General features: G+C 63.8%; 13 protein-coding genes. 5 read left to right on the top strand and 8 right to left on the bottom strand.

What is annotated here, in order from left to right:
- The 3 genes from RMO81_RS03710 to RMO81_RS03700 form a co-directional block, all read left to right on the top strand.
- A partial coding sequence (locus RMO81_RS03710) for a phage tail protein (protein WP_310474394.1) occupies positions 1-1494 on the top strand: 1494 nt, incomplete at its 5' end.
- 81 nt (positions 1495-1575) lie between these two features.
- Positions 1576-1986, top strand: coding sequence for a DUF2793 domain-containing protein (locus RMO81_RS03705; protein WP_310474393.1), 411 nt, complete (start codon positions 1576-1578; stop codon positions 1984-1986).
- 149 nt (positions 1987-2135) lie between these two features.
- On the top strand, positions 2136-3332 hold the full coding sequence (locus RMO81_RS03700; RefSeq protein WP_310474392.1) for an OmpA family protein: 1197 nt from the start codon (positions 2136-2138) through the stop codon (positions 3330-3332).
- A gap of 143 nt (positions 3333-3475) precedes the next feature.
- Here the strand turns inward: RMO81_RS03700 and RMO81_RS03695 are convergent, their stop codons facing one another.
- The 8 genes from RMO81_RS03695 to RMO81_RS03660 all read right to left on the bottom strand — a co-directional run bounded on the left by RMO81_RS03695 (position 3476) and on the right by RMO81_RS03660 (position 10982).
- Positions 3476-3826 (bottom strand): hypothetical protein, encoded by a 351-nt coding sequence (locus RMO81_RS03695; protein ID WP_310474391.1) that lies wholly within the window; start codon positions 3824-3826, stop codon positions 3476-3478.
- A 386-nt stretch (positions 3827-4212) separates the two neighbouring features.
- The gene (locus RMO81_RS03690; protein ID WP_310474390.1) at positions 4213-4512 is read right to left on the bottom strand and encodes an SCP2 sterol-binding domain-containing protein; all 300 of its coding nucleotides are present in this window, start codon (positions 4510-4512) and stop codon (positions 4213-4215) included.
- A gap of 81 nt (positions 4513-4593) precedes the next feature.
- Positions 4594-4860: a hypothetical protein gene (locus RMO81_RS03685; RefSeq protein ID WP_310474389.1), complete on the bottom strand. Its 267-nt coding sequence runs from the start codon at positions 4858-4860 to the stop codon at positions 4594-4596.
- Between the two features lie 131 nt (positions 4861-4991).
- Entirely contained in the window at positions 4992-5633 is a 642-nt protein-coding gene (lipB, locus tag RMO81_RS03680) for a lipoyl(octanoyl) transferase LipB (RefSeq protein WP_310474388.1), read from the bottom strand.
- Complete coding sequence (locus tag RMO81_RS03675) at positions 5630-6778, bottom strand: epoxide hydrolase (RefSeq protein ID WP_310474387.1); 1149 nt, start codon at positions 6776-6778, stop codon at positions 5630-5632. Before RMO81_RS03675 ends, lipB begins: the two co-directional genes overlap by 4 nt.
- Positions 6775-8412: a choline dehydrogenase gene (locus RMO81_RS03670; protein WP_310474386.1), complete on the bottom strand. Its 1638-nt coding sequence runs from the start codon at positions 8410-8412 to the stop codon at positions 6775-6777. The genes RMO81_RS03675 and RMO81_RS03670 overlap by 4 nt, the downstream gene beginning before the upstream one ends.
- A 170-nt stretch (positions 8413-8582) precedes the next feature.
- On the bottom strand, positions 8583-9716 hold the full coding sequence (locus RMO81_RS03665) for a histidinol-phosphate transaminase (RefSeq protein ID WP_310474385.1): 1134 nt from the start codon (positions 9714-9716) through the stop codon (positions 8583-8585).
- A 12-nt stretch (positions 9717-9728) separates the two neighbouring features.
- A complete protein-coding gene (locus RMO81_RS03660) occupies positions 9729-10982 on the bottom strand; it encodes an FAD-dependent oxidoreductase (protein ID WP_310474384.1) in 1254 nt (417 codons plus the stop codon).
- Positions 10983-11102: 120 nt separating this feature from the next.
- Here RMO81_RS03660 and RMO81_RS03655 point away from each other — a divergent pair, with 120 nt between their 5' ends.
- A complete protein-coding gene (locus RMO81_RS03655; RefSeq protein ID WP_310474395.1) occupies positions 11103-11990 on the top strand; it encodes an MBL fold metallo-hydrolase in 888 nt (295 codons plus the stop codon).
- The coding region (locus RMO81_RS03650; protein ID WP_310474382.1) for a quinolinate synthase NadA at positions 11990-12447 on the top strand (458 nt) is incomplete at its 3' end. The genes RMO81_RS03655 and RMO81_RS03650, both read left to right, overlap by 1 nt.

The following is a 12447-nucleotide window of genomic DNA, read 5'->3' as shown; positions in this document are numbered from 1 at the left end:
CTTTATCTTGGCGCGGCTGCTCCGCTGGCTGATGCGCTGGCGCCCTCGCTCAAGGCCAGTGGCGGCGTGTTGGCAGCGGGCCGGGCGCTGGTCGGGCCGGGCAGACCGGCGCTTGCCATTGCCACAAGCGGGGCTGCCGATGCCCGCGCAGCTGCCGACGGCCGCCAGCAGACGCGGGAACGGCAACGCCGCAATGCCGTTGCGTCTTCGCCGGACGCGATCGAGCTGGGCTATTACGACGTTGATCGCGATTATCAGCCTGGCCTGCAACGGGCGCGCCTGCGGGCAGGGGTGCGCGTCGATGGCGACGGCCTGCCGCTGGCGCTGTCGGCAACAGCTGCCAAACAATTGTGCAATGATCGTGTCTTGCGGCTTGCAGCCGGCCGGCAGCAGCGCAGCTTGCGGCTGCCGTGGCGCTATCTTGGCATCTTGCCCGGTGACGTGTTGCGGCTAGACGATCTGGAATGGCAGGTTCGCGAAACCCGCTTCGAACGCTTTGTGCTCACCCTTGAACTGGTGCGTGTCGGCGCGGTAGCCGCGCTGATGCAGCCTAGTGATCCCGGCCGGGCACTTGTGCACGGCGATCAGTCCGCAGGCCCGACGAGCCTGTTGGCACTCGATCTGCCACCCTTGCCCGGCGAATTGCCGGATGGACCGCGGCTCTGGATTGCCGGCGCCGGTGCATCTGCCGGCTGGCGGCGGGCAGGCGTTATGCTCAGCCTCGATGATGGCGCCAGTTACGAACCTGTCGGCTTGCTGCCAGCGCCGGTGGCGATGGGGCGGGCCGTGTCAATCCTGCCAGCGGCGATCCCGGCTGGGTGGGATCGCTTGGGCCGAGTGGAAGTGAAGCTGCTCGCCGACAGCATGTGGCTGGAAAGCCGTGGTGAAGCGGCCGTCTTGGCCGGCGCGAATCTCGCCCTATTGGGTGAAGAGATCATCCAGTTCTCGACGGCCGAGGCTCTGGGCAACCGGCGCTTTCGCCTGTCGGGCCTGCTGCGTGGACGGCGCGGCACTGATCTGGAGGTGAGCTCGCACGCAGTCGATGAACGGTTCGTGCTGCTGGATCAGGGCGCCATGCTGTCCGTTGCATTGCCATTGGAACGGCAGGGCCAAAGCGTGTTGCTGCGCGCCACCGGGGTCGGTGATGCAGCCGCATTGCCGGTGGCCGTGACGCTGGGTGGCGCCGGGATCAGGCCTTTGCTGCCCGTGCATCTGTCGTGGCGGCGGCAGGCTGGGCAATTGCACATGTCTTGGATTGCCCAGAGCCGGGCCGGCTTTGGCTGGCCAGATCTGGCCGATGTGCCGATCGGTGAAAGCCGGCTGGCTTTTCGTGCTGTCCTGCGTGACGTGGCGGGAACGGTTGCGGCAGCCGATCTGAATGAACCGTTGTGGACCATGGCTGATCAGGCCGGGCCCCTTTGGCTGGATGTGGCCCAATTGGGCGCAACGCTGGGCCCGGTTGCCACTTTGGCCATTCCCTCAACAGGAGCTTGAACCATGCCCGAATCACCGCGTCTTGCCTTGCCGCTTATTGCCGCCGGCCAGGCCCAGAAAGATGTCACCCACAACGAAGCGGTGCTGGCGCTGGACCGGCTCGTGGCCCTGGTGGTCGCATCTCGCAGCCTGACTGTGCCACCGCCTGCGCCGCAATCTGGCGCCTGCTACATTGTACCCAGCGCGGGAACTGTTGCCTGGGGTCATCCCGCCGGGACGCTGCTGCACTGGCAGGGCGCGGCATGGTTGCCGGAAACGCCGCGCGACGGGCAGATCGCCCTTCTGTCTGACGAGGGCCTAATGTTGATCCATCGCGGCAGTTGGCAGGCGCAATGGCCCGTTGCCGGTCTCGCTATCGCCGGCCGCGCCGTTCTTGCGGTGCCGCCGGTCAGCTTGGCAGCGCCAAGCGGAGGCACATTTGTCGACAGCCAAGCCCGCGCGATGCTTGCGGCATTGCTTGTTGCCTTGCAGCAGCAGGGCATAATTTCCTGAAAACAGAGATCGCTGTCGCCATTTTCCCCAGTGGAGTGTTGCGCCGGGGCAACAATCTCTGCCAATCCAGACTTGCATCCCCGCAAGCGCCTGCGTTACAGACGAACTTGAGGCCAGAATAGGACTGGTTCAACAAAAAGGGGAAGACGATGCGCAAGCTTGCGATCGGCCTCGCCCTCGCAGCCACCGCGCTTTCGGGCGCGGCTTCTGCGAAGGACAAGGCTTGGTATATTGGTCTGGAAGCGGGTGTGAACCTGCTGCAAAAGCAGCGGCTTGATATCTCGACCGCCAACGGCGCGACCACGGTCGAAAACTCCATCACGCACACCTATTTCCCCGGCTTTGATGTCGGCGGGAATATTGGTTATGATTTCGGCGGCTTCCGCACCGAATTCGCGTTGAACTATCTGCGCGGCAAGAACCGTGAATCGACCGTGCTGAACCCTCCCCCGGCGATCCCGTTCACTTCGGCCGCTGGTGTGAATTCGAACCCGGGCATCCCGCTGGCTCAACAATATCCTAACGCTGGTGGTACCGCCAGCGCGCTGGCGTTCATGCTGAACGGCTTGATCGACTTTGGCGGCAAGGACAAGGATTTCGGCGGCTACGTCGGCGCCGGTGCCGGTATTGCCCGCGTCAAGCAGTTTGCTCGTTTGCGCAATCCGGGCCTGGTGTTCCAGGATGATGCTGACACGTCGTTTGCTTGGAACATCTTGGCTGGCGTTTACAAGCCGATCAGCGACCATGTCGATCTCGGCCTGAAGTATCGCTGGATGAACGTCAATTCGGTTGACACCTTCACCGTCAACGGTCTGCCGGTCTCCAACAGCTTCCGCAGCCACAGCGTGCTGCTGACTCTGACCTACAACTTCTTCGAAGCTGAAGCGCCGCCGGCCCCCGCGCCGCCGCCGCCGCCACCTCCGCCCCCTCCGCCCCCTCCGCCGCTGCCGCCGTGCCCGCCGGCTGCTGTGACGCCGGGTCCGTTCCTGGTCTTCTTCGATTGGGACAAGTCGGCCATCACGGCTGAAGCCGCTGCGATCCTCGATCGTGCTGCTGAACAGTTTGCCGCCACTGGCCAGACCAGTGTTGCGCTTGCCGGCCACGCCGACAAGTCGGGCAAGGACGACTACAACGTGAAGCTGTCACAGCGTCGCGCTGATGCCGTGAAGGCCTATCTGGCCGGCAAGGGCGTTCCCGCTGATGCGATGGGCACCGAAGCGTTCGGCGAAGGCCGTCCGCTGGTTGATACCGCCGATGGTGTGCGTGAACCGCAGAACCGTCGCGTGGAAATCACCTTCAGCGGTGCTCCGGCGCCGGCCCCGACGGGCCCCTGCCAGCCGCAGTAAGCGGCCAACAGGCTGAACGAAATCGGGGGAGTGGCTCAGCCACTCCCCCTTTTTTTGCCTGTCACTTTGCAATGATAAGCGCAGGCCGCCCCCGAGCACGCACAGACGTGCGCCGCTCAGGTAGCTCGCTAGAAGACAGTCGGTCAGTTTTCGGTGAGGTTTGCCAGATCCGGCCGCACATCAGGCAATGGCGGCAATGGCGGCACGTTCAATCCGGCAGCCGGTGGCACGTGGCCCAGTGCGGCTCGAAGGTCTGGCATCATCGCCTGTGCGATCTGGCCCATCGTGCCGACATTTCCCACGCGCATTGCCAGACCAGCCTGGCCTGCAGCCCAGCAGAAATTATACTGCGCATCCAGCGTCGAAAAACTATTGTAGCTGCGGGTGTTGTAGCGGTCGAAAGCTGCTGCGCCGCCACGCTTCAGTGTCCGCGTGAAATGGCCCATCACGGTGGCCTGGGCGGATGTCAGCTCACTGCCATGCTTTTTCAGCATCTGATTGTAGTTGTCGACCGTGCGCAGGAATGGCGAATATTGGCATTGCAAGGCCGCGACATTCAATGCAGCGCGCAATGTCCACACAGCATGGGCGCTTGCCTCAGCCGGGGTTGGCCGAACCAGAACGACAGCCTTGGGCACCATTATACCAGCCGTTGTGGGGCGAGCAGCCTCCACTGGTTTGGCCGGCATTCGGGTGGCGGACTTGGCCGGTGCTTTGCGTGCCGGACGTTTGCCCTTGCCCGGCGCAGCATCCCCAGCGCTCGCCACAAGAACACAACTCAACGTCAGCCACAGAATTGAGCGCATCAACAATCCATTCGCACAGGTTCAAGGCCACCGGGCAGGGCGATGCCCACGCCCGGTGAGCCGTCATGTCAGGTTCAGCCCAGGATGCTGCCCAGTGACAAGGCAACCGACATGTCGCCTTCGATCTTAAGCTTGCCCATCATGAACGCCATCTGCGCGTTCTGCTTGCCCGAAGCGATTTCCATGAAATCAGCCATGGAAACCTTGATGCTGCAGCCAGTGGCGCCGTCTTCATTGCTGACGATGACTGGCGAAACGGTGTCATCGATCCGCACCAGGCCGTCGGTGCCGAAGTCGAACTTCACGGATTTCTTGAATTGGCCACCGGCGCCCATGCGCTCGGTCATCTGTTCCGTAATCTGTGCAAGGCTCATGGTTATTCCTTCCCAAAACAAGAAAAAGGGCCGCCCCAAGCGGGACGGCCCTTCCTAAAGCAATTCGACGAAAAGTCGAAATTACTTGGCAGCCGGAGCTTCCGCAGCCGGAGCAGCAGCGGCGTCAGCAGCCGGCGCCATGGCGTCAGCGGCCGGAGCAGCAGCGGCGTCAGCAGCCGGCGCCATGGCGTCAGCGGCCGGGGCCATGGCGTCAGCAGCCGGAGCGGCTTCAGCGGCCGGGGCTTCAGCGGCCGGAGCTTCGTCGGCCTTCTTTTCGCCGCAAGCGACGACGAGGAGAGCGGCGCCAGCGATGATCGAGGCAGTCTTCAGCTTTTCAATGATGGTCATTTTTATTCTCCTTGGACGGTATCGCCTGAACCCAGGACGAGTTGGGTCGGCTCGGCCTTAATCCCCCAACTGCGGTAGACATTAGCGAGGCGCGTGAAATCGCGCAAGCGGGTCGTTGCATCATGCCACATTCATGCGACGAGACGTGCAAGCATGGCGGGCAGATGGTGAGCCAGTGCCCGATCGACGTCGACCAGGGTTGTGCCGAGCCCCAGCGCCGCCAGGCTGGTGACTGGTTCCGACAGGCCGCACGGAATGATCCCATTGAAATTATTAAGGTCTGGTGCGACATTTACCGATAGCCCGTGAAAGCTTACCCAGCGCTGCACGCGCACGCCGATGGCGGCGATCTTCGCTGGCCCGGCCGCCGTGTCCACCCAGACGCCCACTTTGCCCGGGATGATGCTGCCAGCGACCTCGAATTCGGCCAGCGTGTCGATCAGCCAGGCTTCCAGCGCAGCAACAAAACGCCGAACATCACGGCCGCGTGCCGCCAGATCCAGCATCACATATGTCACCCGTTGCCCCGGCCCATGATAGGTGTAGCGCCCGCCCCGGCCAGCGTTGAAGACAGGGAATCGTTCAGGATCAACAAGTTCGACCGGATCGGCACTGGTGCCGGCCGTGTAGAGCGGGGGATGTTCGACCAGCCAGATACGTTCCGAATCACTCCCTTGCCTGATTCCGGCCGCGATGGCCTGCATCCGCGCCAAAGCGGCCGGGTACGCCGTGAGACCTGCCGTTACCTCCCAGGCCGGATCGGCGCTGGTCACAGGCTGGCGACAAAGGCCCTGAGATCGGCCAGGAAAAGTTCCGGTTCCTCAAGACTGGCGAAATGGCCGCCGCGTGGCATCGTGGTCCAGTGTGCGACATTATAGCCGCGTTCCACCATTGATCGCGGCGGAAAGGCCAGCAGATCGCGCGGGAAAGCTGCGACGCCAACCGGCACTTGGATGCGCCGATCGGCCGGCATTGCAAAGCCGCCTTCCAGGAACAGCCCGCGATAGATCCAGGTTGCGGTCAGGAAGCTGCGCGTGCTCAGATAGATCATGATGTTGGTCAGCATCTGATCCATGGTGAACGGCGGATCGGTATAATCCCCTTGCCCAGAAACATCCGACCAGCCGACGAATTTCTCGGCAAACCAGGCGGCCACTCCCATCGGCGAATCCATCATGGCAAAGCCGAGGCTTTGCGGCTTGGTGCCCTGCAGCTGCAGATAGGCGGTTTCGGTTTCGCGCAAGGCGACCGCTTTTTGCATCCAGGCCATTTCGTCCGGCGTCTTCGGCGTCATGTCGGCACTGCGCAGGCCATAGCCATTGAGGTGAATGGCTTCGACCCGGCTTGAATCCAGCCCTATCCAGCCGCCGATCACGCAGCCCCAATCACCGCCCTGATAGATATAAGTTTCATAGCCCAGCGCGCCCATCAGTGCATCGTAACGGCGGGCGACTTCGCGCGGGCCAATCGGTGCCGATGGCCGGTCAGACCAGGCATAACCGGGCAGCGAGGGCGCCACGACATGGAAGGCGGGTGCGGCCGGGTCTTCCGGTTCGGCCAGTCGCTGCATGATCGCGTCGAATTCCAGGATCGAACCCGGCCAGCCGTGCGCGATCAACAGCGGCCGTGCATCCGGTCGGCTTGATCGCAGATGGACGCAATGGAGATGGAAGGGCTTGCCGCCGTCTTCACCCACCTGCACCCGCACGTGCGGCAGCCGGTTGAGATGCGCCACCGCGCCGGGCCAATCAAAATCGTTGAGCCAGTGCGCCTGCAGCCTCTGCATGTAATCGCGGTTCGCCCCGTGCCGCCAACCGGCCTTTGGCGGTTCTTCAAACCAGCGATAGGCGGAGACACGATCGCGAATCCAGGCGACTTCATCCTCGTTCACCGGAATGGAGAACGGCGTGATGCTCACGCGGCCAGCCCCAGCTTGCGTTCCAGCTTGACGCGACTGGCGATGATATCGGCGGCCTTTTCGGCGATCATGATGGTGGGCGCGTTGGTGTTGCCCGATACCAGATAGGGCATGACGCTGGCATCGATTACGCGCAGGCCTTCGACGCCGTTCACCCGCAATTGGCCATCGACCACGGCGCGTTCATCCACGCCCATGCGGCAGCTGCCGACCGGGTGATAGATGGTTTCGGCCCAGCCGCGCATCTTTTCCAGCAAGGCGGCGCGATCCGTCACTTCCGGGCCTGGCCACGCTTCGCCGTCGTTGTAGGAGGCAAAGCCGGGCTGGCGGCCGATTTCACGGGCCATTTCCACGCCGCGCACCAGCGTTTCGACATCCTCGGGTGCCGAGAGATAGTTGGGGTCGATCGCCGGCGCCGCCAGTGGATCGGCTGATTTCAGCCGGATTGTGCCACGGCTTTCCGGGCGGAGCTGGCAGACGTGCAGCTGATAGCCATGGCGGCCATCCATGGTGCCCCGGCCATGCGGATTGCCGCGCACCGGCATGAAATGCATCTGGATATCAGGGGCGGCCAAGCCTTCGCGGGTCGACAGGAAGGCCCCCATCGGTGTTGGCATGTGCGCGCCATTGCCGGTGCGGGTGAACACCCATTTGCCCAGCGCCATCATCTTGTTGATGAACTTCGCATTGTTATTGAGCGTCACCGGTTGGCTGCAATGCCATTGCACGATCACATCCAGATGATCCTGCAGATTGCCGCCCACATCCGGGCTGTCGGCCACCACCTCCACGCCGAACGGCTTTAGATGTTCAGCCGGACCGATGCCCGACAGCATGAGCAATTGCGGGCTGTTGACGGCACCGCCGCACAGGATGATTTCCCGGCCCATCGCCGATTTCACGGCGCCGCCTTGCGCATATTCCACGCCGATGGCGCGCTTGCCTTCCAGCAACACGCGCCGGGCCTGCGCACCGGTGATGATCTGCAGATTGGGCCGCTTGCGCACCTCGGGCGTCAGGTAAGCCTTGGCAGCAGAGAAACGCTCCCCATCCTTGATGGTGGCGTCATACTGGCCGACGCCTTCGAACTGCGGTCCGTTGAAATCATCGGTCTTGCCGTATCCGGCCTGCACCGCTGCTTCGACGAACGCGGCATTCAGCGGGTTGGGCAGGGCGCCCTTGCGGCTGGTGTGCAGCGGGCCGCCTTGCCCGTGAAAATCATCGGTGCCGCGTTCGGAATCCTCGGCCTTGCGGAAATAGGGCAGCACGTCGGCCCAGCCCCACCCGGTCAACCCCAGCTGGCTCCAGCGATCATAGTCGCTGGCATGGCCGCGGATATAGACCATCCCGTTGATGGAGGATGAGCCGCCCAGCGCCCGGCCGCGTGGCCAATACAGCGGCCGGTTGCCGAGATGCGCTTGCGGCTCGGTCCAGAAGCTCCAGTCATAGGGGCTGGCCTTTTCCGGCGGGATGATCTGGGCGATGCCGGCCGGCATCTGGATCAGCATGTTGTTGTCGTTGCCGCCGGCTTCCAGCAGCGCAACGCGCGTGCCGGGATCGGCGGACAAGCGATTGGCCAGAACGCAGCCCGCTGATCCGGCACCAACGATGATGAAATCAAAAGTCTCGCTCACGCCGATATCCCCAAAACTGATTTTGGCCACGCTAACCCGCTTCTGAGTCGCGCGCAAACCGTCTGCTTGGGCAGGTCGCCGCAAAAATTGGCGGCCAAACCGGGCTTATCCGTGCGGATGCCAACGAATTCGGCCTTCCTGCCCGGTAGACCGCTCGTATTCGGTAAGACTCAGATCTTCACGAGGGCGGGCAGAGCCGCCGCATAGCGTTCGACATCGGCCATGCGACCGGTCGACACGCGCGACCATTCCGGCCAGGCCGGTCCCCAGGCGCCGCGCACCAATATGCCGCGCTGGGCCATGGCAGCGGCAAAACGGTTGGCGTCAGCCACTTTTACAAACAGGAAATTGGTCTGGCTGGGCAAGGCGATGGTGCCGGCCTTGGCGACGCCGGCCTGCAGCACCCGCCGTGCAGCGATGATGGCGCTGCGGCTCTCTGTCTGGAAAGCGCCATCGTCCCAGGCCGCGATGGCGGCGGCAAGGCCGGGCGCGTTGAGGCTGATGGTCACCCGGTGGCGTTTCAGTTCGGCGGCGTTGGCGGGCGAAGCCACCGCATAGCCGATGCGCAGACCAGCCATGCCGAACAGTTTCGAAAATGTGCGCGTGATGATGACATTGGCGCCGTTGTGAACGAGCGGCAGCATGGTGGACGCCGCCGGATCGTTTGCCAGCTCCATATAGGCCTCATCAACCAGCAGCGTGATACGCGGCGGCAGCGCCTTGGCAAAGGCGATCAAGTCGGCTGCCGGCAGCATCATGCCGGTCGGGTTGTTGGGATTGCACAGATAGATCATGGCGACATCGGGCGCCGCGGCGGCGCGGGCCAGTGCGCCCAGATCAATGCCCAGATCGGGCGCCATGGCCACCCGGCGATAATTCAGGCCCTGCGCCATTGGATACAGCAAAGGCTCGTCGAACTGCAGCGCCGGCATCAAAATGGTGCCGCGCCGCCCCCATGCCAGCGCGGCACTGGTGATCACTTCGGAACTGCCATGGCCCAGCACCACCTGCGCTGCCGGCACACCCAACCGTTTGCCGATCATCGCCGCCAGCCGGGCTTCGGCATCATCGGCATAATACCAGGCACTGCGCGCCAGATCGGCCATGGCCTTTATGGCAGATGCCGGCGGCCCCAGCGGATTCTCGTTGTATTTCAGATGGGCAATTCCCGGCGCTGGTGCAAAGCCGGTGGGATCGGGCAGCATAGGCCTGATGGTGATGGCGTTGGCCCGCGTGTTCAACACTGTGCTGGCCACCGCTGCGGTTCCCGTCAGCCCCAGCCAGCCCCGCCGTGTCACGTCCATCAATGTGCTCCTTCAGGCGGGATGCCAGGCTTTCAGCGGCGTTTCGGTATCGGCCAGTGCATCTGCTGCCACCGCCACGCCCTTTTCCACCAAGGCCTTGCCCTGCACATAGTCGCGCGCGGCGTTAACGCAGTCCAGCGCAATCACCTTGCTGGCTTTCAGGTAGATCAGGCTGAAACTGCGCGTTGCCGGATCGCCGCGCAGCACGGTCTGATCGTGGCCGATGCTGAGGCCCATGGTTTGCAGGCGCAGATCATATTGGTTGGACCAGAACCACGGCACCGCGTGATAGGGGGCGGGATCGCCAGTGATGGCCCGTGCCACGGTGGCCGCCATGTCGGCGGCATTCTGCACGGATTCCAGCCGAATTTCGGCGCCGCCGGCAAAGCTGTTGGCGTGCAGCGCGCAATCACCGATGGCGAACACATCGGCCAGGCTGGTGCGGCAGTGATCGTCCACCCACACGCCCCCTGGGCTACCAACAGCGCCGCCGCGCGCGCCGGCCTCGAGCAACGGCTGCACGGCGGGCACGATGCCGATTCCCACGATGACTGCATCAACCGCAATGCTGCGGCCATCGGCGAGAACAACAACGGCGGCCCGCCCGTCAGCGCCTGTGATGGCCGCGACCTGCGCACCGGTTTCGATCACCACACCATGGGCGCGATGCTCGGCTTGGTAGAAGCGTGACAACTCCGGCCCGGCAACACGGGCCAACACGCGGTCGAGCGCTTCGAACAGGGTGACGCGATGGCCAAGTTTGGTCAAAACGGCAGCCGATTCAAGGCCAATATAGCCGCCGCCAACAACCGCCACATGACAGGGTGCGCCCAGCTCGGCCTTCAGCGCATCGACATCGGCCCGGGTGCGGATGACATGGATGCCCGCCAGATCGTGGCCAGGGCAGCCCAACCGACGCGCATCGCCGCCGGCCGCCCACACCAATTGGCCATAGGAAATGTCGCCCCCCCCATTCTCAACTGCCGTCGTCGTCAGGCGGTGCGCCGCCGCATCCACCGCCGTCACCCGCGTTGCGGTCAACACCTCCACATTGCGCTCCGTCCAGAACGACGGCGGGCGCAGCAGCATGCGCTCGAAACTTTTCTCGCCGGCCAGATACTCCTTCGACAACGGCGGGCGTTCATAGGGCAGTTCCGGCTCGGCCGTGATGATGGCCAGGCTGCCGGCGAATCCCCGCTGGCGCAGCTGCGCCGCCTGCGCCGCGCCGCCATGGCCGCCGCCCACGATCACCACATCAAAGTGCATCTGTTCCTCCCGTTTCGGCCCAGTATTACTGACGCATGCGGCAACAGCGCGGCCTTGCCAAGCCGAGTTGTCACGTATCCGCCCCTTCACATTGGCCGTTTACGCTGCCACATGAAGGCCATGGATCTGGCCAGCCACCCCGACAGCGCCGCTTATGGGCATCTGCAGCCCCGCTCTCCGCTGGTGCGCCGGCTGCTGGCGAAGAATCCGTCGCCGTTCACCTTCACTGGCACGGGCACGTTCGTCGTCGGCCCGCCCGGCGGCACGGTGGCGGTGATCGATCCCGGCCCGGCCGATCCGGCGCATGTTCGCGCCCTGATCGATGGGCTGGCCGGCGAGACGGTCTCGCATATCGTGATCACCCACACCCACATGGATCATTCACCGGCAGCGCCGGCCTTGCAGGCCGCCACAGGCGCCAGCATTGTGGGCTGCGCACCGCTGGTGCTGTCGGATGATGGCCCGCGCGCCGATGCCGGATTCGACGCGACCTATGCGCCGGACCGGGTGCTGGTTGATGGCGAGAGCGTCGCCGGTCCCGGCTGGACGCTCACCGCCGTCGCCACGCCGGGCCACACCAGCAATCACCTGTGCTATGCGCTTGCCGAGGAAAAGGCCTTGTTCACCGGTGATCATGTCATGGGCTGGAGCACCACCGTGGTCGCGCCGCCCGATGGCGACATGGCGGATTACATGGCCAGCCTCGAAAAACTGATGGCCCGCGATGATGCCATCTATCACCCCACCCACGGCGAGCCGGTCACCGATCCGCAGCGCTTTGTGAAGCATCTTCTGGGCCACCGCCGCCAGCGCGAAACCCAGGTGCTGCGCGCCATTGGCGAGGGGCTGGTGACCATCGATCAGATGGTGGCGGCCATGTATGCCATGGTGGACAAACGCCTGCACCCGGCCGCCGGCCGCAGCGTGCTGGCGCATCTGATTGATCTGGAACGGCGCGGCAAGGTGACCCGCGCTGGCGACAATTGGCAGACCCAAGGAGAAGCGTGATGGACGCGCGATTGAACCCGCTCGGCAGCGGCCCGGCCATCGATCTGAAGGCCGAAATCCTGCGCCTGAAACAGGAACGCAACGCCGTCATCCTCGCGCATTATTATCAGGCGCCGGAAATTCAGGACATTGCTGATTTCGTTGGCGACAGCCTTGATCTTTCGAAGAAGGCCGCTGCCACCGATGCCGATGTGATCGCCTTTTGCGGCGTGAAATTCATGGCCGAAGTGGCGAAGATCCTTTCCCCGCAGAAAACCGTGGTGCTGCCCGATCTGAAGGCCGGCTGCAGTCTCGAAGACAGTTGCCCGCCGGATGATTTCGCGCGTTTCCGCCGCGCTCACCCGGATCACATCAGCCTCACCTACATCAACTGCTCGGCGGCGGTGAAAGCCGAAAGCGACATCATCGTCACCTCGTCGTCGGCGGAAAAGATCATCAACCAACTGCCCGCTGATCA

It is taken from the genome of Sandarakinorhabdus sp., assembly GCF_031422795.1.
Taxonomy (GTDB): Bacteria; Pseudomonadota; Alphaproteobacteria; order Sphingomonadales; family Sphingomonadaceae; genus Sandarakinorhabdus.
This window is presented reverse-complemented; position numbering and strand designations above follow the sequence as displayed.

What these genes read in the sequence shown, in the direction of transcription:
- RMO81_RS03665 (WP_310474385.1), bottom strand. Translation starts at nt 9,716, where the DNA reads ATGGACGTGACACGGCGGGGCTGGCTGGGGCTGACGGGAACCGCAGCG.
- RMO81_RS03655 (WP_310474395.1), top strand. Translation starts at nt 11,103, where the DNA reads ATGGATCTGGCCAGCCACCCCGACAGCGCCGCTTATGGGCATCTGCAG.
- RMO81_RS03660 (WP_310474384.1), bottom strand. Translation starts at nt 10,982, where the DNA reads ATGCACTTTGATGTGGTGATCGTGGGCGGCGGCCATGGCGGCGCGGCG.
- RMO81_RS03685 (WP_310474389.1), bottom strand. Translation starts at nt 4,860, where the DNA reads ATGACCATCATTGAAAAGCTGAAGACTGCCTCGATCATCGCTGGCGCC.
- RMO81_RS03700 (WP_310474392.1), top strand. Translation starts at nt 2,136, where the DNA reads ATGCGCAAGCTTGCGATCGGCCTCGCCCTCGCAGCCACCGCGCTTTCG.
- RMO81_RS03690 (WP_310474390.1), bottom strand. Translation starts at nt 4,512, where the DNA reads ATGAGCCTTGCACAGATTACGGAACAGATGACCGAGCGCATGGGCGCC.
- RMO81_RS03695 (WP_310474391.1), bottom strand. Translation starts at nt 3,826, where the DNA reads ATGCTGAAAAAGCATGGCAGTGAGCTGACATCCGCCCAGGCCACCGTG.